General features: G+C 60.6%; 23 protein-coding genes and 1 riboswitch. Of the genes, 8 read left to right on the top strand and 15 right to left on the bottom strand.

Translation table 11 applies throughout. The features are described 5' to 3' along the window. Window positions 1–92: 92 nt before the first annotated feature. Window positions 93–1,703, top strand: coding sequence for a class I adenylate-forming enzyme family protein (locus tag MRX98_RS01145; protein WP_246902284.1), 1,611 nt, complete (start codon window positions 93–95; stop codon window positions 1,701–1,703). A gap of 265 nt (window positions 1,704–1,968) precedes the next feature. Here the strand turns inward: MRX98_RS01145 and MRX98_RS01140 are convergent, their stop codons facing one another. After that, a complete protein-coding gene (locus MRX98_RS01140; protein ID WP_246902282.1) occupies window positions 1,969–3,774 on the bottom strand; it encodes a YgiQ family radical SAM protein in 1,806 nt (601 codons plus the stop codon). A 763-nt stretch (window positions 3,775–4,537) separates the two neighbouring features. On the opposite strand from MRX98_RS01140, the gene pyrR reads away from it, so the two are divergent. From pyrR to MRX98_RS01125, 3 genes are all read left to right on the top strand, one after another. Beyond that, the gene (pyrR, locus tag MRX98_RS01135; protein ID WP_246902280.1) at window positions 4,538–5,074 is read left to right on the top strand and encodes a bifunctional pyr operon transcriptional regulator/uracil phosphoribosyltransferase PyrR; all 537 of its coding nucleotides are present in this window, start codon (window positions 4,538–4,540) and stop codon (window positions 5,072–5,074) included. 16 nt (window positions 5,075–5,090) lie between these two features. Beyond that, window positions 5,091–5,600 carry a MogA/MoaB family molybdenum cofactor biosynthesis protein gene (locus MRX98_RS01130; protein WP_246902278.1) on the top strand — a complete coding sequence of 170 codons (510 nt, stop codon included), beginning with the start codon at window positions 5,091–5,093 and terminating at the stop codon, window positions 5,598–5,600. 82 nt (window positions 5,601–5,682) lie between these two features. Then, a complete protein-coding gene (locus MRX98_RS01125; protein WP_246902276.1) occupies window positions 5,683–6,405 on the top strand; it encodes an SIMPL domain-containing protein in 723 nt (240 codons plus the stop codon). Here the strand turns inward: MRX98_RS01125 and MRX98_RS01120 are convergent. Next, complete coding sequence (locus MRX98_RS01120) at window positions 6,390–7,202, bottom strand: glycerophosphodiester phosphodiesterase (protein ID WP_246902274.1); 813 nt, start codon at window positions 7,200–7,202, stop codon at window positions 6,390–6,392. The two genes, MRX98_RS01125 and MRX98_RS01120, sit on opposite strands and share 16 nt — an antisense overlap. 406 nt (window positions 7,203–7,608) lie before the next feature. Between MRX98_RS01120 and MRX98_RS01115 the strand changes: the two genes are divergently transcribed. Beyond that, window positions 7,609–8,358 carry a TorF family putative porin gene (locus MRX98_RS01115; protein WP_246902272.1) on the top strand — a complete coding sequence of 250 codons (750 nt, stop codon included), beginning with the start codon at window positions 7,609–7,611 and terminating at the stop codon, window positions 8,356–8,358. A gap of 1 nt (window position 8,359) precedes the next feature. On the opposite strand, the gene MRX98_RS01110 is transcribed toward MRX98_RS01115, so the two are convergent. The 7 genes from MRX98_RS01110 to MRX98_RS01080 all read right to left on the bottom strand — a co-directional run bounded on the left by MRX98_RS01110 (window position 8,360) and on the right by MRX98_RS01080 (window position 15,256). Further along, window positions 8,360–9,100, bottom strand: coding sequence for an energy transducer TonB (locus MRX98_RS01110; RefSeq protein ID WP_246902270.1), 741 nt, complete (start codon window positions 9,098–9,100; stop codon window positions 8,360–8,362). Continuing rightward, complete coding sequence (locus MRX98_RS01105) at window positions 9,097–9,507, bottom strand: ExbD/TolR family protein (RefSeq protein ID WP_246902268.1); 411 nt, start codon at window positions 9,505–9,507, stop codon at window positions 9,097–9,099. Before MRX98_RS01105 ends, MRX98_RS01110 begins: the two co-directional genes overlap by 4 nt. After that, entirely contained in the window at window positions 9,497–10,108 is a 612-nt protein-coding gene (locus MRX98_RS01100; RefSeq protein ID WP_246902266.1) for a MotA/TolQ/ExbB proton channel family protein, read from the bottom strand. The genes MRX98_RS01105 and MRX98_RS01100 overlap by 11 nt, the downstream gene beginning before the upstream one ends. Before the next feature lie 15 nt (window positions 10,109–10,123). Then, window positions 10,124–12,139 carry a TonB-dependent receptor gene (locus MRX98_RS01095; RefSeq protein WP_246902265.1) on the bottom strand — a complete coding sequence of 672 codons (2,016 nt, stop codon included), beginning with the start codon at window positions 12,137–12,139 and terminating at the stop codon, window positions 10,124–10,126. Window positions 12,140–12,300: 161 nt separating this feature from the next. After that, window positions 12,301–12,502: riboswitch (cobalamin riboswitch) on the bottom strand. Window positions 12,503–12,556: 54 nt separating this feature from the next. After that, on the bottom strand, window positions 12,557–13,357 hold the full coding sequence (locus MRX98_RS01090; RefSeq protein ID WP_246902264.1) for an ABC transporter ATP-binding protein: 801 nt from the start codon (window positions 13,355–13,357) through the stop codon (window positions 12,557–12,559). Next, a complete protein-coding gene (locus MRX98_RS01085) occupies window positions 13,350–14,375 on the bottom strand; it encodes a FecCD family ABC transporter permease (RefSeq protein WP_246902263.1) in 1,026 nt (341 codons plus the stop codon). Before MRX98_RS01085 ends, MRX98_RS01090 begins: the two co-directional genes overlap by 8 nt. Then, window positions 14,372–15,256 (bottom strand): ABC transporter substrate-binding protein, encoded by an 885-nt coding sequence (locus MRX98_RS01080; protein WP_246902262.1) that lies wholly within the window; start codon window positions 15,254–15,256, stop codon window positions 14,372–14,374. The genes MRX98_RS01085 and MRX98_RS01080 overlap by 4 nt, the downstream gene beginning before the upstream one ends. 844 nt (window positions 15,257–16,100) lie before the next feature. On the opposite strand from MRX98_RS01080, the gene MRX98_RS01075 reads away from it, so the two are divergent. After that, window positions 16,101–16,757 carry an HAD family hydrolase gene (locus MRX98_RS01075; RefSeq protein WP_246902261.1) on the top strand — a complete coding sequence of 219 codons (657 nt, stop codon included), beginning with the start codon at window positions 16,101–16,103 and terminating at the stop codon, window positions 16,755–16,757. Window positions 16,758–16,935: 178 nt separating this feature from the next. Here MRX98_RS01075 and MRX98_RS01070 read toward each other — a convergent pair whose 3' ends face one another. Then, window positions 16,936–17,085, bottom strand: a complete 150-nt coding sequence (locus MRX98_RS01070) for a hypothetical protein (protein WP_246902260.1) — start codon at window positions 17,083–17,085, stop codon at window positions 16,936–16,938. Window positions 17,086–17,202: 117 nt separating this feature from the next. Here MRX98_RS01070 and MRX98_RS01065 point away from each other — a divergent pair, with 117 nt between their 5' ends. Then, window positions 17,203–18,153, top strand: a complete 951-nt coding sequence (locus MRX98_RS01065) for a D-2-hydroxyacid dehydrogenase (RefSeq protein ID WP_246902258.1) — start codon at window positions 17,203–17,205, stop codon at window positions 18,151–18,153. Window positions 18,154–18,269: 116 nt separating this feature from the next. Here MRX98_RS01065 and MRX98_RS01060 read toward each other — a convergent pair whose 3' ends face one another. The 5 genes from MRX98_RS01060 to hisI all read right to left on the bottom strand — a co-directional run bounded on the left by MRX98_RS01060 (window position 18,270) and on the right by hisI (window position 23,039). After that, window positions 18,270–19,625, bottom strand: coding sequence for a sigma-54 interaction domain-containing protein (locus tag MRX98_RS01060; RefSeq protein ID WP_246902257.1), 1,356 nt, complete (start codon window positions 19,623–19,625; stop codon window positions 18,270–18,272). A gap of 170 nt (window positions 19,626–19,795) precedes the next feature. Beyond that, on the bottom strand, window positions 19,796–20,536 hold the full coding sequence (gene sfsA, locus MRX98_RS01055) for a DNA/RNA nuclease SfsA (protein ID WP_246902256.1): 741 nt from the start codon (window positions 20,534–20,536) through the stop codon (window positions 19,796–19,798). Between the two features lie 5 nt (window positions 20,537–20,541). Continuing rightward, window positions 20,542–21,780, bottom strand: coding sequence for a pyridoxal phosphate-dependent aminotransferase (locus MRX98_RS01050; RefSeq protein ID WP_343217716.1), 1,239 nt, complete (start codon window positions 21,778–21,780; stop codon window positions 20,542–20,544). A gap of 3 nt (window positions 21,781–21,783) precedes the next feature. Then, window positions 21,784–22,659, bottom strand: coding sequence for an ATP phosphoribosyltransferase (gene hisG, locus MRX98_RS01045; RefSeq protein WP_246902255.1), 876 nt, complete (start codon window positions 22,657–22,659; stop codon window positions 21,784–21,786). Next, window positions 22,656–23,039, bottom strand: coding sequence for a phosphoribosyl-AMP cyclohydrolase (gene hisI, locus MRX98_RS01040; RefSeq protein WP_246902254.1), 384 nt, complete (start codon window positions 23,037–23,039; stop codon window positions 22,656–22,658). The genes hisG and hisI overlap by 4 nt, the downstream gene beginning before the upstream one ends. A 380-nt stretch (window positions 23,040–23,419) precedes the next feature. On the opposite strand from hisI, the gene MRX98_RS01035 reads away from it, so the two are divergent. Further along, window positions 23,420–25,825, top strand: a complete 2,406-nt coding sequence (locus MRX98_RS01035) for a penicillin-binding protein 1A (RefSeq protein ID WP_246902253.1) — start codon at window positions 23,420–23,422, stop codon at window positions 25,823–25,825. Window positions 25,826–25,984 lie beyond the last annotated feature (159 nt).

The raw sequence follows: 25,984 nt of genomic DNA, 5'->3' as shown, positions 1-25,984 counted from the left end.
CGGCCTGTCATCTCAGATCCTTGTTGATGGTCCGAACGATCTGCGGTACAAAAGCACATATGCAATCCTGACAATGGACGGAGGGACGGCCCATGATCGACAAAAGCCAACGGATCGTCCGGGAGCTGGTGCCCCTGGAACAGATCGAAATGTTGCAGGGCAAACAGATCGATTTTCGCAATATCGCCGAAATGCTGGTGGTTCGCGCCCGGGAAACACCCGACAGCCCCCTGGCGTACTATTATGATCAGGTGATCACCTACGCCCAGGTCAACCGGCGCGCCAACCGGGTGGCCCATTTTCTCAAAAAGCAGGGGGTGGACAGGGGGGACATCGTTTCCACCATGGTGTTGAACGCGCCGGAAATTTTTTACACCATGTTCGGCACGCAGAAATTGGGGGCCGTGGCCGGCGCCATCAACTACATGCTCAAAGGACCCGAAATCGCCTACGTCCTCGACGACAGCAAGCCCAAGGTGGTGTTCGTGGGCAGCGACTACATGGCCGACTTCGCCGCCGGCCTGGCCAAGGCCCGGCACAAGCCGGTGGTGGTGGAGGTGGTCACCGACGTGACTCACCAGGCCGACATCGCCCAATACACCCTGGCGGCGATCCTGGCCGAATATCCCGATGAGGAGTGCCTGGTGGACCAAGCCCCCGACGATCCCACCATGCTGCTCTACTCCTCGGGCACCACCGGCATGCCCAAGGGCATATTGATCTCCCACCGCAACGAGCTGAGCATCTGCAAAGGCAAGGCGGTGCTGGGCGTCCACCGCCCCGGCGACGTGATGATGATCCTCCTGCCCATGTTTCACACCAATCCACTGTGTGTCTGGACCTACCCCTCCATCTATCTCGGCATGAGCGTTTGCATCCGCAGCCGCTTTTCGCCCGCCGACTTCTGGCCCGCCATTCAGCAATTCGGCGTCACGGTGGTGCAGGGGGTGCCGGCCATGTACGATTATATTTTCCAAGCCGCCGACCCGGCCGTCATCGACCGCGAAAAGCTCACGTTGCGCCTGGCCTACACCGGCGCCGCCCCCATGCCCATCCCCTTGATGGACGCCTTCAAGGAGAAGTTCGACGTGCAGGTGATCGACGGTTACGGCCTCACCGAAGCCACCGGCGTCTCCACCACCAACACCAACCTGCCGCGCGTGGCCGGCGCCATCGGTGCCGCCTTTCCAGGGCTGGAGGTGGAGATCATGGATGGCGACAACAACATTCTGCCCTATGGCGAAAAAGGGGAGATCTGCGTGCGGGGCGAGGCCGTGATGCTCGGCTATCTGAACAAACCTGAAGCCACCGCCGAAAGCCTGCGCGACGGCTGGCTGCACACCGGCGACATCGGCTACATGAACGAACAGGGCTACGTCTTCATCTCCGGCCGGCTCAAGGAGATGATCAACCGCGGCGGCGAGAACATCTATCCGCGGGAGATCGAAATCCCCCTGGAAAAACACCCCAAAATCGCCGAGGTGGCCGTGGTGGGCGTCCCCGACGCGGCCCTGGGCGAGCGCGTGCGGGCCTGTGTCATCCTCAAACAGCCCGGCACCATGACCGCCGATGAACTGCGCGACTACCTGGGGGACAAGCTCGCCAAGTACAAAATCCCCGAAATCGTTGATTTCATGGAAACCTTTCCCCGGAATCCCACCGGCAAAATTTTGAAGCAGCAGTTGAAACGGAACCATTCATGATGGACCCTTGCGGGACGTCGCGTTTGTTTGGACATCCCGGGTGGTTTGGTGATAGGGGGAGAAAAGATCGGACATCGTTCGCATTGTTCAGAACAGGTGTGGCTTCGATCCGTCATCCACTCATGAAACAAAAGGAGGGCAACCATGGCCAAAGCCCAGGATACACGCAAGGAAGGCAAAAAGAAACCCGCCCAGTCCCTCAAGGAGAAACGCAAGGCCAAGCAGGAGAAAAAAAAGGACAAAATTTAGTTACGGTTCAAAACCATCACCGTCCGGTGCCCGGCTTACCGCCCCGCGCCGGACGTTGTTTTTTCTTTTTCCCGTCCCACCCCTTCCATTTGGCGGCCGTCAGCATGGCTTTCTGAGCCACCTTGCCTTTTATCTTCTTTTCGACAAACAACGCATCTCCGCTGAAAGGATCCGTCTCTGTATAATGCATCACCGTGGCATAGGTGGATGGTGTGGGTGTGAAGATCTGCACCTGTTCGGGCCGCAGCTTCAGCTTTTCGCGGGTGAAGCGGGCCAGGGCGCGCATCTCCGGTTCGCCGCAGCCGGGGTAGGCGGCCATGAAGTAGTAGGTCAGGAAACACCGTTTGGGAAGGCGGTGGTTGACGCGCTCGAACAGATCGATGAAGGCTTCCAGGCGATCCCGGCCCGGCTTGCCCATCCTTTGCAGCACCCTGTCGTCGCAATGTTCCGGTGCGATCTTGAGTTGCCCGGAGACGTGGTGGCGCAGCAGGGTCTCCAGGTAAGCTTCGCCATGCTTGCGGTCCGCCAGGATCAGGTCGTAACGCAGGCCCGAAGCCACGAACACCTTGCGCACGCCAGGCAGCCGGCGCAGGGCGTCCAGCAGGGCGATCTGGGGGCGGTGGTCCGGCGCCAGGGTCCTGCAGGGGCGGGGAACGAGACATCCCTTGTCCGTGCATCCCCCGCGGCCGGCGACAACAGGGCATTGCATGGCGTACATGTTGGCCGTGGGGCCGCCCACGTCGGCGATGATCCCCTTGAAATCGGGGTGGTGCGTTAACGCCTCGGCCTCGCGCAGGATGGAGGCGGGGCTGCGGGAGATCACCTGCCGGCCTTGGTGCGCGGCGATGGCGCAAAAACGGCACTCACCGAAACAACCCCGGTGGGTGGTCAGGGAGAAGCGGATGGTCTCCAGGGCGGCCACCGGTCCGTCGGCGGCGTAGTAGGGGTGCACCGACCGGGTGTAGGGCAATTCGTGCACGGCATCCAGCACCTCGGGCGGCGGCGGTGGCGGTGGGGGATTCTGAACCAGGAAACGGGTGTCCTGCCGCTGGATCAGGCGCCGGCCGCGCCAGGGATCGGTGTTTTCGTAGAACTGCGCGAACATGCGGGCAAAGGCCTGTTTGTCGTCACGCACCACCGCATGGTCGGGCAGTTTCACGTCGGGTCCGTTCCAGCGCGCTTCATCCGGATCGGGCAACTCGCGCGCGATATAACAGAGGCCGCGCAGGGTGTGTGGCGATTGTCCTTGTTGCAGCCGACGGGCCAGGTCCACCACCGTGTCGTCGGCCATGCCGTAGAGCAGAAAACCGGCCTTGGCGTCGAACAGGATGGAACGTCGCACCCCGTCGCTCCAGGCATCGTAGTGGGAGATGCGCCGCAGGCTGGCCTCGATGCCCCCCAGCACGATGGGCCGCGTCTGCTTGAAGTGGCGCCGGATCAGGTGGCTGTAGGCCAGGACCGCCCGGTCGGGCCGTCGGGTGTTTTGCCCTCCCGGGGTCAAATCGTCGCTTTTGCGCCTGCGCCCGGAAGCGGTGAAGTTGGCCACCATGGAATCGACGCTGCCGCCGGTGACGCCCCAAAAAAGCACCGGTTCCCCCAACCGCGTGATGTCCCGGCCGTCGCTCACATCGGGTTGGGCGATGACCCCCACCCGGAAACCCGCCGCCAGCAGCACCCGGGCGATCACCGCCGCGCCGATCTGGGGCGCGTCGATGTAGGTGTCGCCGCTGACGATGATCACATCCAGCGCCGACCAGCCAAGCTGCCGGACTTCCGCCGGCGTGGTGGGTACAAAAGATGCTGGCGTCTCAGTGGGGGGCATCGCATTACCTGTCCATTCGAGGATGAATGGGTGTCATCCTATGGGAAAGGGGCCGGAGCGTCAATGCCGTGCCCCTACGCTGTCGGTTTCAAAATCGCTGCGGCCATACGCTATGGAGTGGGCGCAGGGCGTCCGGCTTGTAGTGTTGAAAGTTTTAAGTTTTACGTGTTAAGTTTTAAGTTGATGAATTCTATCGATTTTATGGTAAGGTTGCATCAGTCGCTTGTGTTGTTGATTGCGCGGGATCCCTTACAGCCGATGGGCGCGCCGACCACAAAGGGTTATTTTCCTACCGTTAAAGTGACATGGTCTGTTCTCGCACGGAGGCGGGTGGTTCAACGCACCAAACACACCAGCTCGCCATCCGTTATGAGCCGGGTCCGCATGCATTGGTGTTTGGGGTTATGCCTGAATCAAAATATGATGGGAAGCGGCTAAAGCAGCATCGACCTCGGTATCAAAATCGGGAACGAAATCGGGATCGATTCAGTTCAGTTTGGCCTTCGGTTCACCTCGATACCGATACCGATTTCGATTTGGATTTGGATTGGCAGGGGTAGGCACCAACTTGGGCTGTTTGGATATCCGTCTTGGTGTTTTCGGCGGTTTTGGCTCATACGCCGCAACCCACTTAAACCTTGTCCTTGTCCCACCGACTGTTATATGTGTGGAGCAATGCATAACAAGATGATCGGTCGACCCTCTGCATCGCGAAACACAAGGCAGCGAGGTCGCCCCAACCCTCCAACGGCGGACGGACCCCATGAGCGAAACACGACACATCCTGGATGCCGTCGAGATCGACCGCATTCTCAAACGGATGGCCTTCGAAATACTGGAGGTTCATAAATCAACCCACGACGTGGCCTTGATCGGCATACACACCCGGGGGGTGTTTTTGGCGCGCCGTTTGCGGGAAAACCTCCAGACCTTCGCCGGCGACCTTTTGCCCGTGGGGGAGATGGACATCACCCTATACCGGGACGACTGGACCCAGATGAACGCCCAGCCGGTGGTCAAGACCACCTCCATTCCTTTCACCGTGGACGGCAAACAGATCATCCTGGTGGACGACGTGCTGTTCACCGGCCGCACCATCCGGGCGGCCATGGATGCCCTGGTGGATTTCGGGCGACCCGCGCGCATCGAATTGGCGGTGCTGATCGACCGGGGGCACCGGGAGTTGCCGATCCAGAGCAACTACACCGGCCAATGCGTGCCCACCCGGCGCGATCAGATGATCAATGTGATGCTGACCGAAAGCGACGGCGAGGACCGGGTGGTATTGACCACGGCATAGAGAGGCGCAGACGGCCATGGGACACAAAGAACATCGGGCCAAGGGCCCCCGATCCCTGCGCGTGGCGGTGCTCAGCATCTCCAGCAGCCGCACGTTGGAGACCGACGAGAGCGGCCGCTGGATCGCCCGGCGGGCCGATCGGGAGGGGCATCGGGTGGTGGATCATCGCGTGGTGGACGACGATCTGAACGCCATCCGCCGGGCGTTGACCGAATGGATAACGAACGCTGTGCCGCCTGAAGCCGTCATCATCACAGGCGGCACCGGCATTACCCCCAAAGACGTCACCATCGAAGCGGTGGCGCCCCTTTTCAGCAAGACCCTTACCGCCTTCGGTCCCGTTTTCGCCCAGCTCAGCTACGAACAGGTGGATTCGGCCGCCCTGTTGTCCCGGGCCACGGCCGGGGTGATCGACCGCTGCCTGGTGTTCTGTCTGCCGGGCAGCCTCAAGGCGGTCAAGCTGGCCTGCAAGGCACTGATCTTTCCGGAGTTGGGACATCTTTTCGGACACGTCGCGGATCATTGAGCGCGTGCAGGAAATGGGAGCTGAACAGGAAGCCCCTTTTGTTTTAAATGTAAAACCGGAGTGCGGTTAAAAGGAGTAGGCAATGGAACGACAGGTATCCGGCGGTTTGGGATTTTTCGGTGGGCTGGCCATTTTTCTGGGGCTTGCACTGTTGGGCTACCTGGTGTCCACCAGTTCATGGACCATCCGCCGCGCCGAACGCACCGTGACGGTGAAGGGGTTGTCCGAGCGGGAAGTGGCCGCCGACATCGCCATTTGGCCCATCAAGTTCACCGAGGTGGAGAACGCACTCGATGCGCTGTATGCCAATTTGCAGGCCAAAAGCGACATGGTGGTGGCCTTTCTCAAGGAGAACGGCTTCGACGAAGATGAGATCGCCGTGGGGCCGCCGGCCATCACCGACCGCATGGCCGAGTACTACGGCGGCAATGAACGGATCCCCTTTCGTTACAGCGCATCGGTCGTCGTCACGGTCTACACCGCCCGGGTGGACCGTGTGTTGGCCACCATGCAGCAGATGGTGGCCCTGGGCCGACAAGGCATCGTCGTGGGCGGCCAGAACTACGACACCCGCACCGAATATCTTTTCACCGGCCTCAACGACATTAAACCGGCCATGATCGAGGAAGCCACCAAGAACGCGCGGGAGGTGGCCCGCAAATTCGCCCAGGATTCGGACAGCACCCTGGGCAAGATCAAGGAGGCCCACCAGGGCCAGTTCACCATCTCCGACCGCGACAGCAACACCCCCCACATCAAAAAAGTGCGGGTGGTCTCCACGGTGGTCTACTACCTTTCCGACTGAAGCGTTCCCTCCCGATTCCCCAAGTGACGTGTCAGCCACCCCGGCCGGTCGCTCATGACGGCGTCCACGCCAAGACGCAGGGCTTTGCGCACCTGTCGGGGACCGTTGCAGGTATAGGTGAAAAGCCCCAGCCGGTGCTCGCGGGCCCATTGGGCCGTGGTCGCCGTCAATTTGCCGATGGGTGCGCAGATGGCGTGCAGGAGTTCGGTCGGGGCGGCGGCCAGGGCATTTGCAAGCGCCGGCTGCCGCGGAGGCACGTTGAAGACGTACTGCCAGTGGGGCGCCAATTGGTGGGCCTGTTGCAGCACCCGCAGATCGAAGGCGAGGATGAAGAGATGTTCCGGGTATAGGGTGTGGCCGGCCTCGGTCAGCACCTCGATGACCCGGCGGGTGAGCTGCGTCGCGTGGCCCGAGGCGTGATCGGCCGTCGTGGTCTTGATCTCCAGCATCAGCCGGGTGCGACCGGCCAGACGTTCCAGGGCACCAACCAGTGTGGGCAGGGGCTCGCCGCTGAAATTGCGATGATACCAAGCGCCCCAATCCAGCCGGGCCAGTTGCGCGCGGGTCAAATCCGCCACCCGCAGACGCCGTCGCGCCACGCGCCAAAGGGTGGCGTCGTGGTACAGGATCGGCACCTGGTCGGCGCTCATCTGGATGTCCAGTTCGATGCCGTCGATGGGGTAATCCAAGGCGCGTTCGAAGGCGGTCAGGGTGTTCTCGGGCGCCTCGTCCCGGGCGCCGCGGTGTGCGATACGCCATGGTTTGGGGTGGGTTGCGTTGTTTGGCGAAAGTGACATTGTGCAGTGCTTATCCCAGATGCGCCGGGGGTGCGCAAGCCCCTTTTTGCGATTCCCCTTCCGGGACGGACTTGCGGAGTGAACGAACAAAAATGTAGGTATTGCGCTTTCAAATAGCATAAATGTAGGATTATCTTTCAAAGATAAACCCTCCCCTTTTTGTTGAAATATCCTAACGTACCATTTTTACATTATATATCATATTGTCTCGCTATATTTCTCCCTCTGGCACACAAGCTGCTTTTCAAAACCGACATTCGGATTCGGCATGGATTGCTCCGCAAGGCGCCGGAAAGGAGGTGGATGGAACGCGAGGCGGCCGGCGGCTCTTCAATTTTTCCGGTTGGCGATCAGAGATGGTCCCACAGAGATGCATTCACACCGTACAAAGGGAGAAGCGCAGACAATGAAACGCATGATTTTGGCAATGGCTCTGATGGGTTTGCTGGCAAGCGGTACGGCATGGGCGGCGGAGGCCGAGGCCACCTTGGATCTCAATTCGGCCTATGTGTGGCGGGGCATTACCTTCAACAACGGCTGGGTGGTCCAGCCCGGTCTGGACGTCACGACGGGCGGCTTCGGCATCAACGTGTGGGGCAATTTCGATCTGGATGATTACAATGACACTTTGGACAAGAACAATTTTTCCGAGGTGGACATCACCCTTTCCTATTCCTTCGCCATCGAGCGGTTGGAGATCGGGGTCGGCCTGATCGAATATCTGTTCCCGGCCGGGGGCGCCGGTACGCGGGAGTTGTTCGTCGGGCTGGGCCTGCCCCTGTTCGGCGGTCTGTCGGCGGCCTGGAACTTCTATTACGATGTGGACGAGGTGCACAGCTACTACACCGAGGTGAGCCTGGCCTATGTCATGGCTTTGATGGCGGGATTGGAAATGGAAGTGGGCGCCAAGGCGGGTTTTGCCGGTAAGGACTTCGCCCTGGCTTACAGCGCCGCCGCCACCGACGGCGGTTTCTACGATTACGGGTTCTCGCTGGGGCTCTCCTACAGCGTGACCGATGCCCTGAATTTGGGCGCCGCCGTCCACTACGTCAACACCCTGGACAAGGATGTGCTGCCCAGGGCCGACATCGCCAACGGCATTTACGGCCTCGATACCGAATGGGTTGCCGGCCTCACCATTTCTTACAGCTTCTGATTCACTTCAAGGCAAACCGAACCGGCACCTGGACCCACATCTCCACCGGGCGGCCCAGGCGCCGGGCCGGCTCGAAGCGCCAGCTTTCGACGGCGGCCACGGCGCTCCGGTCCAGTACCGCATAGCCGCTGCTGCGGGAGATCCGTACCTCGGCGGCATTGCCCTCTATATCCACCCGCACATTGAGCAACACGGTACCTTCATATTGCCGCCGGCGCGCCAGGGCGGGATAGTCGGGCGGTGGGTTGAGGTCATAGAGCGGTACCGAGGCCTGCACCTCGGCCGCGTCCGATGCCGGCTGCGGCTGTTGCACCTCTTCTGTCGCCGTTGCGGTTTCGGTTTCTTTTTCAGTTGTCGTCGAATGGTCAGTGGGCGCCTCTGCCTCATCCGAACTGTCAGGAGGCGGCGTCGGCAGGGGTTCGGCCGGCACAACCGGCGGCTCGGCCGGGGTGGGGGGCTTTGGCCGCGGCGCTCGCACGGGCGGCGGCGCCGGATCGGGCAGTGGCGCCGGCTTGGGAGGCGGTGGCGGCGCGATCTTATGCATTGGTTTTATGGCAGGAGGCGCCTTGGCCGCCAGGGGGGCAACAGTGCGTTCAGGCGCCGGTGGCGGGGACAGCAGAGAAATGGTCACGCTGCGGCGGGCGGGCGGTTGCAACGTGGGGCCGGATCGGCCGGGATCGCAGGTGAAGAGCAGCAGGTGGCCGGCCAGGGCGCAAACCAACGGCACAATCCACCGTTTCATTGCGTCTGCTCGGGATCGGCCTGCAGGCTGATGCGGTGCAGGCCGGCCTGGCGGACCCGGTCCAGCACCTGGAACAGGGCCTGGTAAGGCAACTGCCGGTCGGCGAAGAGCAATACCCCGCGCTGTTTCTCTTCCTGTGCAAGCCGCGCCAGGGTTCCTTGCAGATCCGCAAGGGCGACGGGGACGCGATCGACGAAAATGTCGCCCGCGGCCGTAATGGAAATGGCGATCAACGCCTCCGTTTCAGGCTCGGCAGCCGCCGAATCGGGCAGGGCCACAGGCAAGCCGCGGTGCACCGCCATGGCCAGCATGGCATAGATGAACACCACCAGCAGCAGGAAAACCACATCGATCAAAGGCAGCATCTCTATGCGCGGCGAGCGATGCGCAACGGCTTTAATTTTCATCGTGCATCAGCTTCTCGTAGACGATTTCCAGGCTGGTGGCGTATTTTTCGATCTCCAACGTGGCCCGCTCCACCCGCCCGTTGAAATAGTTGTAGGGAAATACCGACAAAATGGCAATGGCCAGTCCGGAGGCGGTGGTGATCAGCGCCTCGGCCACACCGGCGGTGACCGCCTCGGGTTGGGCGATGCCGGCGGTGCCCAGCATCTCGAAGGAGGTGATGATGCCGGTCACCGTGCCGAATATTCCCAGCAAGGGCGCCACGGTGATCATGGTGTCCAGCGCCCCCATGTAGCGGCGCATGCCCTGCACCTCGTCGGCCGCGGCTGCCTCCATGGCCTTGAGCATGGAGAACTCGCGGTGCAGAATGCCGCTGACCAGGATGCGCACCACATAATCCCGGCACCCCACGGTCTTTTGCCGCACCGCCTCCCAGTCTCCCCGGCGGCACAGCTCCAACACCTCGTCCACCAGGGGCCGGTTGCGCCGCACTTCGGTGCGCATCCAGAAAATGGCGCGCTCCACGATCACCGTGACGACAATGAAAGAGCAGGCCAGCAGGGGATACATCACCGGCCCGCCCTTGTAAAAGAAAGCCATCATATTGGGAACCTCTACCTACAGCCCACCGAAGCGCACGCTCACGCCGGCGAGGATGTTGAATTCGGGGGATGGGTAGAATCCGGCTTCATACTGATCGAAGGCCATGTATGTCAAACCGCTGTAAGCGGAATACTTTTCGTTGAAAAGGTTGTTCAGATCGACGAAAAATGTGAGCCTGCGCCATTTGTATTGCACTTTGGCGTTGATGATCGTGTAGGATTCCGCCTTGGGAAAATCATTCGAATAGTCACTGATCATGTAACTCTGGCCGACGAAGATGCCGTCGAGACCGAGTGTCAAGCCCCGTAAAATTTCATAACTGATAAAAGCAGAGGCCCGGTCGCGGGGCACGAATGGCACTTCTTTGCCATCGTTAGGCCCTCCGTCGAACTCTGAATCACTGTAGGTATAACCAATACCGAGACCCAGCCCCTTGCCGTGCCAAGAAAGGCCGGTCTCGATCCCTTGACGGATCGTCTTGCCGTCCATGTTTTCATTGTTGAAACTGGCGGGATTGTAAAAAATAGTGTCTTGCGTTTCCAAACGGAACAGACTGAGCCGGAACACCAATCCACGTACTATCTCCATTCGCCCGCCCAGTTCATAGTTTTTATTGTTTTCCGGTCTCAATGAGGTGTTCACGGAGCTTGTGGCGTAGACGAACTGCTCGTCCAGCACCGGATAGCGAAAGCCCCGATTGAAACTGGCATAAAGGTGGGAATTGTCCTTGAACTCATAGTTGATGCCAACGCTGAGCACCTCTTCGTCCATAATGTTTTTCCGTGTATCGGCCGGATCGTATTTAAATGTGGCCCGGTCATACCGGTATCCACCCGAAAGGCGTAATTTGCTACCGATGCCGAGCTCGTCATAGATGAAGTAACCGGTGTTTTTCTTTTCCAATGTCGCCTGAATCGCTCCGAAACCACTTGTGCTGTCGTAATCTTGTTCGGCTTGTGAGTGGTCGATACCAAGAATAATGGTATTCGATACTTTATCAAAGTCAGACCGCAATACCATCTGAGGAGAAACTGTTACGACCTTTGTCTCGGTGTCGGCTGCGAACCAATATCCTCCGGAGTAAGTGCCGTAGCTCTGTTTGTCACGACGTCTGAAAGAAGCGTCGATCTTAAATGTATCATCGGAAAGCATGTCCAGTTCCATGCCGGCTTTAAGATAATAATCCGTCGTTTTGTCAAAATCGAGCGGGTGGGTCGTTGCCGTACGGCGTGTCCCGCTTTTCAGTTCGCTTTGCAGGAGCGAACCAGGATTGCGAACATCGTCGTAATGGTAGCCGGAACTGACGTGCAGGCGCAACTTTTCAGTGGGATCGATGCGCAGATTGAGGCCTACGTCCTTGGTGTCGCTGTCGCTGTTGTCGCGATAGCCTGTGTTATCCAGATAGGTTGTCGTGATATCAAGGGCCAGCGGACCTTGAGCACCACTTGCGGACGCGCTGCCCCGGAAGGTATCGTAACTTCCGTAAGCGGCCGACAATTGGCCTGATAGTGCGCCGCCCTCCTTCGTAATAATGTTAATGACACCTGCGGTGGCGTTGTCGCCGTACAGCAGGTTGCCGCGGCTGCCACGAATCACCTCGATGCGCTCGATACGCTCCAATGGAACCAGATTCCAGTCAGGACCCGAGAGGTCTGGCAGATTGATGCGCCGGCCATCGACCAGTAAAAGGATGTTTTGCGGTGAACTTTCCCCGAAGCCGCGTATATCAAGGTTGTAATTTCGTTGGTTGCCGCTGATATCAATGGCCTGTACACCTGCCAAGGAGCGTAGTACCTCCGGCACGTTCTGAGCCGTCGTACGTTGAATGTCTTCAGCGGTGATAACGGTAACGTGGGCCGGCACCCGTGTGACCGCCTCGGCTTGTCGGCTGGCGGTCACCACCACCTCGCCCATGACCACCGCCGGGGGTTGCTCTGCGGTATCCTGTGCCCAAACCATTGCCGTCAGGCCGCCTGCAAATATCATTGCTATTGCGGCGATTGCGCCCGTTACCGTTCCAGTGCTTCGCATGGTGTGATCCTCCGTTCAAAGTGAGCGAATCGGTTGTGGGGAAATGTTCCGTCCCCTCTCTGGCCCGGCAAAATAAAAAACCCGGACCGACATTGTTATCGATCCGGGATGTCCCTTTTTTATCCGCTTGATCATGCAAGCCGGTGATTTTCCGCGTTGCTGCGGCTTGCGGTGTCCGGGCAGGTCTTCTGACTTCCCTCCCCCGAACGCGGCCTTCCCAACCATAACGGCAGTGGCGCTCACGGCATTCGGCGTTCCCGATCGATAATGGATCGGGCAGGGTCACAGCGGCGGGCCCGTCCCCGAGTTGCACGGGGTTCCCTTTTCAGCTTCCAACGAAGCACCTGGACACTTATAGCCTGTATGTCATGGGCAAGGGGTCTGTCAAGAAAGGGTTCAATTAAAATTTCAGTGGCATCATGGCGTGCGCATGTAGCGGCCCGGGACCAGATGCACACGCGGATAGTCACCCAGCGGGCTCTTGTCCACCACCAGCGGGCATCCGTACACCTCTTCCAGGATGGCATAATCGAGCACCTTGCCGGGCGGCCCCAACCCGGCTGTATGCCCTTTGTGCAGCAACAGCACCAAATCGGCGTACATGGCCGCCAGGTTCAGATCGTGGGAGACCATCACCACCGTGATCCCTTGTTCGGTCTTGAGACGCTCCATGAGGTCCATCACCCGGACCTGGTGGGCCGGGTCCAGGGCCGCGGTGGGTTCGTCCAGCAGCATGATGGCCGGTTGCTGGCAGATGGCGCGGGCGATGAAGACCCGCTGGCGTTCGCCGCCGCTGAGCTGGTCCAGGCGGCGCTCCGCCAGGTCGGCGACGCCGGCCAGTTGCATGGCTTGCCTCCCCAGATCCAGATCCTTGGCGCCTTCGATGCCCAGCATGCCCAGGTGGGGCGCCCGTCCCATCATCACCACCTGGAAAACGGTGAAGGCGAAGGTGGCCGGGACGCTTTGGGGCACGTAGGCGATGGTGCGCGCCAGTTGCCGGGCGCCGAAGCGCCCCACCGCCCGTCCCATGACCGTAAGATGGCCCTTTTGCAAGGGCAACAGATGGGCCATCAGCTTGAGCAGGGTGGTTTTGCCCGAACCGTTGGGGCCGATGATGACGAAAAAGCGGCCGCAGGGGACTTGCACGCTCAGGTCCTGCAGCACGGCGCGCCCTTCGTAGGCATGGCCGAGACGCTCCAGGGCGATGGCATCAGCCATGGTCGACCCCCTTGGAACGGCGCAACAGATAGATGAACAGCGGCGCCCCGATCATGGCCGAGATCACCCCCACCGGGATTTCGCCGTGGGGCGGCAGGGTGCGGGCCAGCACGTCGCACAACACCATGAAGGCGGCGCCGCCCAGGATGCAGGCCACGGTCAGCACGCGGTGGTCGGGCCCCAACACCAGCCGCAACATGTGGGGTATGACCAGGCCCACGAATCCCACCAGGCCGCAATAACTGACCGTGGCGCTGACCATCAGGGAGGTGACCGCCAGCAGCAAAACGGTGGTGGCCCCTACGTTGACCCCCATGGTGCGGGCCATGTCGCTGCCCAGGGCCAGCAGGTTCATGGCGTGGGAGCGGGCGAAGATCAGGATGAAACAGGGCAGCACCGTGGCGGCCAGGATGGCCGTATTGCCGAGGGTGGCGTTGCCCAGATCGCCCATCAGCCAAAAGATGATGTTGTGCAGGCGGCTGTCCTGGGCCATGGAGACCAGGAACATGATCACCGCCGCGCAAAAGGCGTTGACCATCACCCCGGAGAGCAGCAACGTGTTGGCCCGCAGCATGGTCCGGCCGGCGGCCATCAGAAAGAGCACCCCCAAGGTGGCCAGGCTGCCGGCGAAGGCCATCATCCAGACGCCGGGAAAACGGGACAGCCCCAGCAGTATGCCCACGATGGCGCCGATGGCCGCGCCGCCGGAAACGCCAAGGATATAGGGCTCGGCCAGTGGGTTGCGCAAAAGGGCCTGGAACACCATGCCCCCCAGGCTCAAGGTGGCCCCCAGCAGCGCGGCCAGCAACACCCGCGGCAGGCGCAAGCGCCAAATGATATCGTGCAACAGGTGGGCCTCGTCACTGCCGATCAGGATTTGCAGCACCGCGCGCCATCCTCCCCCGGCGGAACCGACCGCCAGACCGATGTACATCACCGATATCAGGATTGCCGTCAGCACCAGGGCCACCACGATCAAGCGCCGGGCCAATCCCGCCTTCGGGACCGTGCCGTTCATCGGCGGGCCTCGAAGCGGTCGGGGTGGATGAAGGCTGCCAGCACCTCCAGGGCGTCCACCAGCCTTGGCGAGGGGCGGTCGAACAGGTCGGGCGGGGCGATGTGCACCGCGTTTCGTTGGACCGCCGGCAGGGAAGGCCACTGCATCCATTCGGCCTTCACCTGCTCGAAAACGGCCGTGCGTTCCATGGAGGAGATCACGATCACTTCAGGCGCCAGCAGCAACACCTGTTCGCGGGAGAAGCGGGGATAGGCCATGCCTCCGCCGGCGGCCACGTTGGTGCCGCCGGCCATTTGAATCAAAATGTCGATGAAGGTGCCGCGGCCCACCGATACGATGGGTGAGACGCCGATTTGCAAAAAGACCCGGGGGCGTACCTGAATTCCTTCCAGTCGCAGCCGCACCGCTTCGATCCGCCGCTCCATGCCGGTGACGACGGTTTCGGCAACGTCGGCGGCATCCAGCAGATCCCCGATGGCCGTAACGGTCTGCATGACGGTGGCCAGGTCCACGGGATCGACGGCGAACACCGGTATGCCCATGGCGGTCAGTCGCTCCACTGCCGCAATGGGGTTGCCGTCCTTGATGGCGATGCACAGATCCGGACCCAAAGCGGCGATGCGTTCCACGTCCAGTTGGATGTAGGAGCCGACCTTGGGCCGCATCGCCGCCTCCGGCGGGTGGTTGCTGAACCGCGTCACGCCCACCAGTCGATGCTCCTGCCCCAACGCGAAAATGATTTCGGTGACACTGGGCGCCAGGGCCACAATACGCTGTGGCGCCACCGGTACCGCCACGTTCCGCCCCGTGGGATCCGTGACCGTGCGGCGTACCATTCCGTCGGCTTCGGCACTGTCAACCACCCACAGAAGTGCCGGCATCAAAAGCAGCCACAGCGCGAGCCGGCACGCCTCACCTGTCCAACAGAATCGATCCCAAGTGCATCTGGTTGTTGGGATACCCATATTGCCGCCGATTTTAGAGTTCACTAACGGCCGGACATCAAGCCGGTTGAAGATGGCTTTGTGCCGCTTCCTCGACCATCGCTTCCGCCGCATCCATAGCATTGCACCTGAAATGGTGCAATATCCGGCCTCCGCTGTGTGTTAAGAGTTGTAAATTTTAAGTGTTAAGTTTTAAGTTAATGAATTCTATCGATTTTTAAGCATGGTTTCATCAAGCGATTGTGATGCTGATCACGCGGAATGCTCTGCAGCCGATGGGCGCGCCAACCAGAGCGGGTATTTTTCCACACCGCAAGAGTGACATCGTCTGTTCTCGCACGGAGGCGGGTGGGGCGGGGGCGTCGGGTGCTGCAATGCGTGCAGGCGCATAGGGGCCGTAATGGGGTGGGCGCAGGGCGTCCGGCCCGCACCTGTCTGAGCGCAGCGAGTTTGCGGGCCGCCCGGAGCCCACCCCATTACGGCCCCTTGGCGCCAAAACGCGCAGCACCCGACGCCCCCGCCCCACCCGCCGGCGGTGGTTCAACGCGCCATACACCCTTGTTCTCCATTCGCGGCAAACAATAAGTTTCGAATGATTTCGATAATGAATGTTGCCGGTGGTTGAAAACCGCAGTTTATGAAGTCGAACCGCGAAATTGCCGACGGTGGTTCAACGCACCATTTTGCGCCTTGACCCCAATCGCCCCAGGCACTAAGGATGGTGGGCGTTACAACAGTGATACGCCCTTTTCTCGGGCAAACGTGTGCAGGGGAGTGCAAGATGGTTTTCAAGGCGGTGCTGTTCGACCTGGACGGGACATTGCTGGACACCCTGGGGGATTTGGCGGCGGCCGCCAATCGGGTGTTGGCGGACCGGGGCTGTCCAACCCATCCGACCGATGCCTACCGCTGGTTCGTGGGGGACGGATCGGCCCTGCTCATCACCCGCGCACTGCCGCCCGATCAGCGCGCGCCCGAAACGGTGGCCGCCTGCCTGGAGGCCTTTCTGGAAGATTACAACCGCAACTGGCATCTGGCCACGCGGCCCTACGACGGCATCGAGCCGCTTTTGGACCGGCTGGCCGAGCGCGGTCTGCACATGGGCGTGGTCACCAACAAACCCCACCGCTTCTGCCGCATGATGATCGACCACTATTTTCCCGGCCGGCCCCTGCACCCCGTGCTGGGCCAACAGGAGGGCATTCCCAAAAAACCCGATCCGACCCAGGCCCTGGAAGCGGCCAAGTTGCTTGGGGTCCACCCGAGCGAGTGCCTGTTTCTGGGAGACAGCGGCGTGGACATGCAAACCGCCCGTCGCGCGGGCATGATGCCCATCGGCGCCGGCTGGGGCTTCCGGCCGGCCCAAGAACTGAAAGAGGCCGGCGCCACCCAAATCATCCAACACCCCCTATCCCTACTCAACACCCTGACCACCTAAGCAGCCATCCATCGCCCCAAAAAATTCACCAATCGCAAACCCCAACCACCCACCTATCAATGACAGCATACCTTGCTTAAAACTTTAAACTTAAAACTTAAAACTCTATTTTCATATCGAATATGGCTCGCATCACCCACAACTCACACCCCCGCAACCCCAGCCCGCGACCCCACCCCTACCCCATATCCATCTCTTTTTCGATTTTTCGAATCTGTGCTTCGAGCGCCTTTTTTTCTTCGGGATCCAGGTTCGGATCGTTCAAACGGCGTTGCAAGCCCAGTAGAATCATCTCTTGGCGATATTCAGTGCATGTGTAAGGTTTCATCGTCAAAACATCTCCCGTTTGCCATCGGCTTGCCAAAAGCCATCGCATGTGCAACAGAAAATATCAAGCAATGCCGTTGATGAAAACCCTTTCAATTCCGCCAAAGGAGCCGCCGCCATGCCTCAAGCACTGATCACCTTCGATCTGGACGCCCATCATGTCGACCGGCTGCGGCAACAGTATCCTCGGCTCGAAATCGTGCAGTCCACCGATCGCGAACAGATGTTCACCCACCTGCCCGATGCCGAGATCCTGCTCACCTTCTTTTTGTGCACCCGGCGCATGCTGGACGCGGCGCCCCGATTGAAATGGATTCAGGCCATCAGTGCCGGGGTGGACTACATGGCCCTGGATGAAATTCAGCGGCGCGCCATCCTGCTGACCAACGGGCGGGGCATTCACCGCATCCACATGGCCGAGTTCGCCATCGCCGCCATGGTCAACCTGGCCCGCGGGTTTCACATCATGTTCCGCAACCAACTGCAGCAAAAGTGGGATCGCAGTGTGCCCCAGGGCGAGATTTACGGGGCCACCGTGGGCATCCTCGGCTTGGGGGCCATCGGCCAAGAGATCGCCCGCAAGGCGGCTTTCATGGGCATGCGCGTTATCGGCATCAAACGGACGCCGGCACCGGTGGCCCATGTGGATGCGGTCCTGGGACCCGAGCAGATGGAAGAGCTGTTCGCCCGCAGCGACTATGTCATCAATCTGTTGCCCTGGACCCCGGCCACCGAGAAAATCATCGACCGGCGCTGCTTCGAGCGCATGAAACCCACGGCCTGTTTCATCAACATCGGCCGGGGCCGGACGGTCAACGAGCCGGATCTGATCGTGGCCCTGCAAACCCGCCGGATCCATGCCATGGTCAGCGATGTCTATTACCAAGAGCCCTTGCCCGCCGACAGCCCCTTGTGGATGTTGGACAACGTGATCCTGGCGCCCCATGTTTGCGGCGCAACGCCCCGCTACAACGAACGGGCCATGGCGATCATCGAGCACAATCTGGGCGTTTATCTCACCGGCGAGGGGCAGATGATCAATGTGGTGGATCCGGCGGCCGGTTACTGACGGCATCAACGTGGCGGCAGCGAAGGGTGGGCCAATCCGGGGCAAGGCGGTGCCTGTGCACGGGAAGGTGTGGCGAGAGCGCGGAAAGGCCAAACGGCCGGGCGATGTTTGGTGGCCTATTGGGTTTGCGGCACCAGCTCCGGCTGCTCGGACAGAAAACGATAGAGGGTGGCGCGGCCCACGCCCAGTTTGCGCGCCGCGCCGGCCTTGTTGCCGCCGGTTTCGACCAGCGCTTCGCGGACGGTCTCCGGATCGAGTTTGCGGCTGCGACCCTGGCGGAGCGATTGCGCCGGCACCAACCGGCGCAGTTCCAGGGGCAGGTCGTCGGCGGTGATCCACTTTTTGTTGCAGCGCACCAAGGCGAACTGCACGGCATTCTGCAGTTCGCGCACATTGCCCGGCCACGGGTAGTCCAACATGACGGCAATGGCGCTTTCGGCGATCTTGGGCGGCTTCTGTCCATTGTGTTCGGCGGTTTGACGCAGGAAGTGCTCGGCCAGCAGGGGGATGTCGGTCTTGCGCTCGCGCAGCGGCGGGATGAAGACCGGGATCACCTTGAGCCGGTAGAAGAGGTCTTCACGAAAGGCGTTGCGCTGCACCTCTTTTTTCAGGTCCTTGTTGGTGGCGCTGATCACCCGTACATTGACCGTTGCGGTGCGTTCGCCGCCCACCTTTTCAAAGGTGCCCTCCTGTAGAAAACGCAACAATTTGACCTGCATCGGTTTGGGCAGATCGGCGATTTCGTCCAGAAACACGGTGCCCCCGTCGGCCAGTTCGAAGCGGCCTTTCTTGTCGCGGATGGCGCCGGAGAAGGCGCCTTTGACGTGGCCGAAAAGCTCGCTTTCGATCAAACCTTCGGGCAGGGCGCCGCAATTGATGGGCACAAAGGGCGCGCCGCCGCGGCGGCTTTCATTGTGGATGGCGTTGGCCACCAACTCCTTGCCGGTGCCGGTTTCGCCATGGATGTGCACGGGGAAATCGTACTGGGCCACGTCGATGATCTGTTGATAGACGGCGCGCATCTTGCGGTCGCCGCCGATGATGTTGGCGAAACGGTCGATGTCGTCGCTGCGCTGCTGCAGTTCGAACAGTTGGGTGACGTCGCTGAAGGCCGCCAGCACCCCTGCCGGTCGGCCCAGCGCGTCGCGCATCAGGGTCGCCCGGAACTCCACCCGGCGGGGCTCCCCGCGCTTGTTGATGATGGTCAGTGGGTAGTGGGCGTGGTCGTCCGGCGGCGGCGCGCCGTCGCAGAAGCTGCAGCGCCGGCCGCAGAAGGGGCCGTCGAACACTTCGTGGCAATCGCGGTTGAGGACTTCGTCGCGGCCATACCCGGTGATGCGTTCGGCTTCGGCGTTGAAGAAAAAGATGCGCCGCTGCAGATCGTGGGCAATGATGCCCTCTTTGAGATTGTCCAGAATGCGGATCAGGTTCTCTTTGCCGGCGATGGTGGTGACTGAAGCGCTTTCCGTCATGTCGGGTCACGGGTCACGGGGTTGGCGGTCAATGTACAGGGCGCGCCCAGCATCACATGGGCACACCCCAATGGGTCGCGCAACTGCAGGTCCAAGTCGTGAAAATTATCCGACCCCCGCGCCAAAGTCAATGATCGGGCGCCGCAAATTCGACCGGGCGCGGTGCAGCGTCAAGCCGGATCGTAGGGCAGCGGCTTGTTCAGAGTGATGGTGTGCGGGTCGATGATGACGTCGTAGACCAGGATCTCGACGCCGGCGTCGGCGGCCTCCCAGAGACCGCGGCCGTATTCGGGGTCGATATGGACGGCGGGGGCGAAGGCGCGGGCATCGGTGCGCTGTACCAGAAAGAAGATCACGGCCCGGTGTCCGGCCGCCTTAAGGCGTATCAGCTCCTGTAGATGTTTGCGGCCGCGTGCGGTGGGGGCGTCCGGAAAGAGCGCCACCCCTTCTTCCACCAGGGTGCAGTTTTTGATTTCGACATAGCAGTCCGGTTTTTCGGGGCCGGTCAGTTTCAAATCCAGACGGCTATGGGTGTTGACCGTCACTTCGGCCGTGATCTTTTCATAGCCCTGCAGGGCGTCGATGCAACCGGCGGTGATGCTCCGGGTCACTAGGCGATTGGGCACCTGGGTGTTGATACCCACCAGGGAGGTGGGCATTTCGATCATGTGCCAGGTGAATTTGAGTTTGCGCTTGGGGTTGTCGTTTTGCGAGAGGAAAACCGGTTGACCGGGAGTTTTGCAGCCGGTCATGCTGCCCGAGTTGGGGCAGTGGGCAGTGATGGCGCGGCCATCGTCCAGTTCCACATCCGCCAGGAAACGCTTGTAGCGCTTGATCAGGCGGCCGCGCACCAGGGGCGGCCACTCCAGGGCGGCCGTTGCAGGGGCGGCGTTCGGTGTTGCTTGCGGCATGGCGATCAGGTCCTGTGGTGTTGACGCACGTAGCGTTCCAGCCGATCGAGGCCTTCCCGGATGTTCTCCAGGGAGTTGGCGTAGGAGAAGCGCAGGTAGCCTTCGCCGTTGGGGCCGAAGTCAATGCCGGGGGTGACCCCCACGTGGGCCTTTTCCAGGATGTCGAAGGCCAGGGCGTATGAGTCGTCGGACAAATGCCGTGCGTTGACGAAGATGTAAAAGGCGCCGGTGGGTTCCACGGAAATGGTGAAACCGATGCGCCGCAGCCGCTCGATCATGAAGCGCCGCCGCTGGTCGTAGGTGGCCTTCATGCGGGCCACATCCGCATGGGCGCCGCTCAAGGCGGCGATACCGGCTTTTTGTACGGCGGCATTGGCCGAAATGAAGAAGTTCTGGTGGATCTTCTGCAAACCGCGCATGAACGGCTTGGGGGCGATCACATAGCCCAGGCGCAGCCCGGTCATGGCAAAGAGCTTTGAAAAACCGTTGATGACGAAGGCCCGGTCGGTGAACTCCAGGATGCTGTGGGCCCGGCCTTCGTACACCAGGCCGTGGTAAATTTCATCCGATATGATGAGGGGGCCCAGCCCGGCGATGGCTTGCATGCGCTCGGCCGACAGCAGCGTGCCGGTGGGGTTGGACGGCGAATTGATGAAGATGGCCCGGCTGCGGGATGTCATGCGGGACTGAATGGCTTCCGGGGTGTATTGAAAACCGTCCGCCTCCATGACCGGTACCGTGACGCAGCGACCTTGAACGAATTGGATGAAATTGGGGTAGCAGGCGTAATAAGGATCGGGCAGGATCACCTCGTCGCCGGCTTCCAGCAGAACGGCGCAGGTCATGAAGATGGCCGGCGAGCAGCCGGCGGTCACCACGATCCGGTCGGGGTCCACCGCCACCCGGTAAGTTTCCCGGTAATAGTCGCTGATGGCTTCGCGCAACGGCAGGATACCCAGGCTGTGGGTGTAGTGGGTGAACCCCTCGGCCATGGCCCGGGTGGCCGCTTCGGTGACACAGGCCGGGGCATCGAAATCGGGCTCGCCCACCTCCAGATGGACCACATCCACGCCTTGGCATTCCAGCTCGCAGGCCCGCTCCAGGACATCCATCACGATGAAGGAGGTCATCTCTTCGGCCCGGCGGGCCACCCGGTGCCCTTGCCCGGTGGCCGCCGGTCCGAAATCGGGGGCGCACTGTCGGTGGCAGGAGGGATTCTCGTTGCCGGTGGTTGCTTGGGTCATAAGCTAAACGACCTTGTTCAGCGGATATTCGATGATCCCTTCGGCCCCCGCCTTGAGCAGTCCAGGAATCAAGTCGCGGACCACCTTGGTGTCCACCACGCTTTCCACGGCGAACCAGTCGGACTGGTACAGTGGCGAAACCGTCGGCGCGTTGAGGCTGGGCAGCAGGTCCACCACCTTCTGCAGGTTTTGTTGGGAGACGTTCATCTTGAGGCCCACCAACTTTTCGCCGCGCAAGGCCCCTTGCAGCAGCAATGCGATCTGTTCGATTTTCTCCCGCTTGGCCGGATCCTGCCAGGCGGTGTGGTTGGCGATCAACTGGGTGTTGGTCTGCATCAGCTCGTAGATGATGCGCAAGCCGTGGGCTTTGATGGTGCTGCCGGTTTCGGTCACTTCCACGATGGCGTCGGCCAGGCCCGACACCACCTTGGCCTCGGTGGCGCCCCAGGAGAACTCCACCTGCACGTCGATGTTGCGCTCGGTGAAAAAGCGCCGGGTGTATTCCACCAGCTCGGTGGCGATTTTCTTGCCGTTGAGATCTTCCAGCGTTTTGATGTTGGAATCGTAGGGCACCGCCAGCACCCAGCGGGCCGGGCGGGCGCTGACCTTGGAGTAGACCAGGTCCTCGACCACGTGGATATCCGAGCTGTTTTCGGCGATCCAGTCTTTGCCGGTCAACCCGGCGTCCAGGGTACCGTTTTCCACGTAGCGGGACATTTCCTGGGCGCGGCAGATGGCGCACTCGATGGTGTCGTCGTTGATTTCGGGAAAATAGCTGCGGCCGTTGACATTGATGGTCCATCCCGAACGTTTGAACAGGGCGATGGTGGCGTTTTGCAGGCTGCCCTTGGGCACCCCCAGCTTCAAAGGTAGCGTCATTTTTTGTAAACCTCCTTGGGATCGAACAGTGGCCGGCCGACTTCCGTGAGCGTGCCGTCCGCATTCACTTGTTTGTAGAAACAGCTGCGATGGCCGGTGTGGCAGGCGGCACCGCCCACCTGTTCCACCTTGAGCAGGACGGTGTCGTCGTCGCAGTCGATGCGGATCTCCTTGACCAGCTGCACGTTGCCCGATGTCAACCCTTTGGTCCAGAGGGTCTGCCGGGTCCGGCTGTAGAAGGTGGCCTTGCCGGTGCGCAGGGTGGTTTGCCATGCTTCGGGGTTCATGAACCCCACCATCAGTACGTCGCCGCTGGCATGATCTTGCACGATCGCCGGCACCAGGCCGTCCAGCTTGTCGAAATCGAGTGTTGGTGCCATCGAAAACTCCTTTCACCCCGAAGCTTCCCGCTTGCGGGGCTTGATCAACGTTAAAACACCAACGCATACCGATTATCGCGCATGCAGTCAAATCAATTTTTGCCGCCATAGGGCCCTGGCGGGCCGGTTTTAGGGCCCTAGCGGGCCAGTTTTAAGTTTAAAGTTTTAAGTTTTAAGTTTTAAGTTTTAAGTTGAAGGAATTCTATCGATTTGATTTCTATACGCGATTGCCTTGACACCCGTACGGCTTCAGCTTGCCGTTATGATGCAAGTTTGGTAGGCTCGGCCCCAAAGGTTCAGGATGTTATCATGTGGCGGTCAATACCGATTGCCGCAGCGGGCGCCGCGGCAATCGAACGATCGAACGAGATTGGAAAACAATGAAGAAACCGACAACCACCTCCCAGATACTGAAAAAACGGGCCCGCAAACAGCAGCGCGGTCCTTGGCTGCGGATCCTGAAATGGTCTCTGTGGAGTGTTTTGCTGCTCATGGTGCTGGCGGTGGCCGGCACCGTCGGCGTATTTTGGTATATCGGAAGGGATCTGCCCAAGATCAGCTCCCTTCAGGATTATGATCCCCCCATCATCACCACGGTGCATGCCGACGACGGCAACGTCATCGCCGAATTCTTCAGGGAGCGGCGCATTGTGCTGCCCCTGGCGCAAATTCCGCTTACCCTGCAACAGGCTTTCATCGCCGCCGAGGATGCCCGTTTCTACAAGCACAAAGGCATCGATCTGATCAGCATCATACGCGCCATGTATAAAAATCTGGAAGCCGGCACCATCGTCCAGGGCGGCAGCACCATCACACAGCAGGTGACCAAGAGTTTTCTGTTGACCCCCGAGCGCAGTTACGAACGCAAAATCAAGGAAGCCATTCTCGCTTATCAAATCGACCGCAGCTTCAGCAAGGATGAGATCCTGTTTCTCTATCTGAACCAGATCTATCTGGGCCACGGCGCTTATGGCGTGGAGGCAGCCGCCCAGAACTATTTCGGTAAATCGGTGGATACCCTCAACCTGGCCGAGTGCGCCATGTTGGCCGGTCTGCCCCAGGCCCCCAGTCGCTATTCGCCCTTTCGCCATCCCGACCGGGCCAAGCAGCGTCAGATTTATGTGCTCAACCGGATGGTGGAAGAAGGTTACATCGATCAGATCGAGGCTTCCGAGGCCATCGAAACGGTTCTGGATATTCATCCACGGCGCAACCTTTATCTGGAACAGGTGCCGGTCTACAGCGAACATGTGCGGCGCTATCTGGAGCAGCGTTACGGCATGGATGCGCTTTACAGCCAGGGGCTGAAGGTCCACACGGCGGTCAATATCGATTTTCAACAAGCGGCCATGGCAGAGATTGAAAAGGGCCTCAAAGATCTCGATCGGCGGGAAGGGTATCGTGGCCCCTTGAAGCAACTTGCGGCGGAAGAGATCGACGCTTTTCTGGCGGTGCAGGCGGAAACACTGGTGGCCAATCCCCTCGAGCCGGGCAGGACCGCCCGCGGCGTGGTTGTCGAGGTGGACGACAGGGCGGGCCGGGTAAGGGTGGACCTGGGCGGCGAGCAGGGCGTCATGCTTTTGGACGACATGCGCTGGGCACGCAAGCCCAACCCCGACGTGCACCATTCGGCCGCCCGCTTGACGCGCCCTTCCCAGGCCTTGGCCTCGGGAGATGTGATTTTGGTGGCGTTGGGGGATCGCGATCCGGACAGCGGCCGCTGGCAATTGCAGTTGGACCAGACGCCCCGGGTGCAGGCCGCCTTGATGTGCATCGAGGCCGACACCGGCCTGGTCAAGGCCATGATGGGCGGACGGGATTTTTCCGAGAGCCAGTTCAACCGGGCCATTCAGTCCCGGCGGCAACCCGGATCGGCTTTCAAGCCGATCATCTACGCGGCCGCGCTGGATCACGGCTACACGGCCGCCAGCGTGATTATCGACTCCCCCATTGTTTTCCAGGATCCCGAACAGGACTTCACCTGGAAACCCAAAAATTACGGGGAGCGGTTTTACGGTCCGACCCTCTTCAGAGACGCCTTGGCCCATTCGCGCAATGTGGTGACCATTAAAATCCTGCAGGATATCGGCATCGATTATGCCATCGACTACGCCCGCAAAATGGGCATCGAATCCAACTTGAACCGCGACCTTTCCATCGCTCTGGGATCTTCGGGTGTTTCGCTGCTGGAGTTGGTGCGTGCCTATACCGTCTTCGCCAATCAAGGGCACCTGGTGGAACCGGCCTTCATCACCAAAATTGAAGACCGCCACGGCAATTTGTTGGAGGAGATGAACCCGGAGCGGCGCAAGGTGATCGAAGCAAGCACCGCCTACATCATGACCAATCTGCTGGAAGGGGTGGTCAAGTACGGCACCGGGCAGCGCATGCGCGCCCTCAAGCGACCGGTGGCGGGTAAAACCGGCACCACCAACAACCTGTTCGATGCCTGGTTCGTCGGCTACACACCCCGGTATGTCACGGGGGTCTGGGTGGGGTACGACCAGGAGCAGACCTTGGGCCGGGGAGAGACGGGCGCCGGCGCCGCCGGCCCCATTTGGTTCGGCTTCATGGACAAAATTTTGCAGAACGAACCGGTGCGCATTTTCCCCGTTCCCGAAGGGGTGGTTTTCGCCAAGATCGATGCCGATACCGGACTGTTGCCCATACCGGAATCCAAGAACACCGTCTTCGAGGTTTTCAAGGAGGATTCCGCACCGGTGGAATACACCCCCCGTCCGGGCACCGTCACCGAGCCGGAGCAGTTCTTCAAGCAGGACCTGTAGTAGGCCGCACGGCACAACACCAGGGCCGCACTGTCGATCATGCGTCACTTTGCAGGGCAATGCGCGGCGCTGCAACGGTGGCTTGACCCTGAATATGATATAGGTTATGAATGAGTCTTTAGTGGCGGGGGTGCGCCAATGCCGGTTGCACCGGTCCTA

The sequence above is a fragment of the Desulfatitalea alkaliphila genome (assembly GCF_022968795.1).
Taxonomy (GTDB): Bacteria; Desulfobacterota; Desulfobacteria; order Desulfobacterales; family Desulfosarcinaceae; genus Desulfatitalea; species Desulfatitalea alkaliphila.
This window is presented reverse-complemented; position numbering and strand designations above follow the sequence as displayed.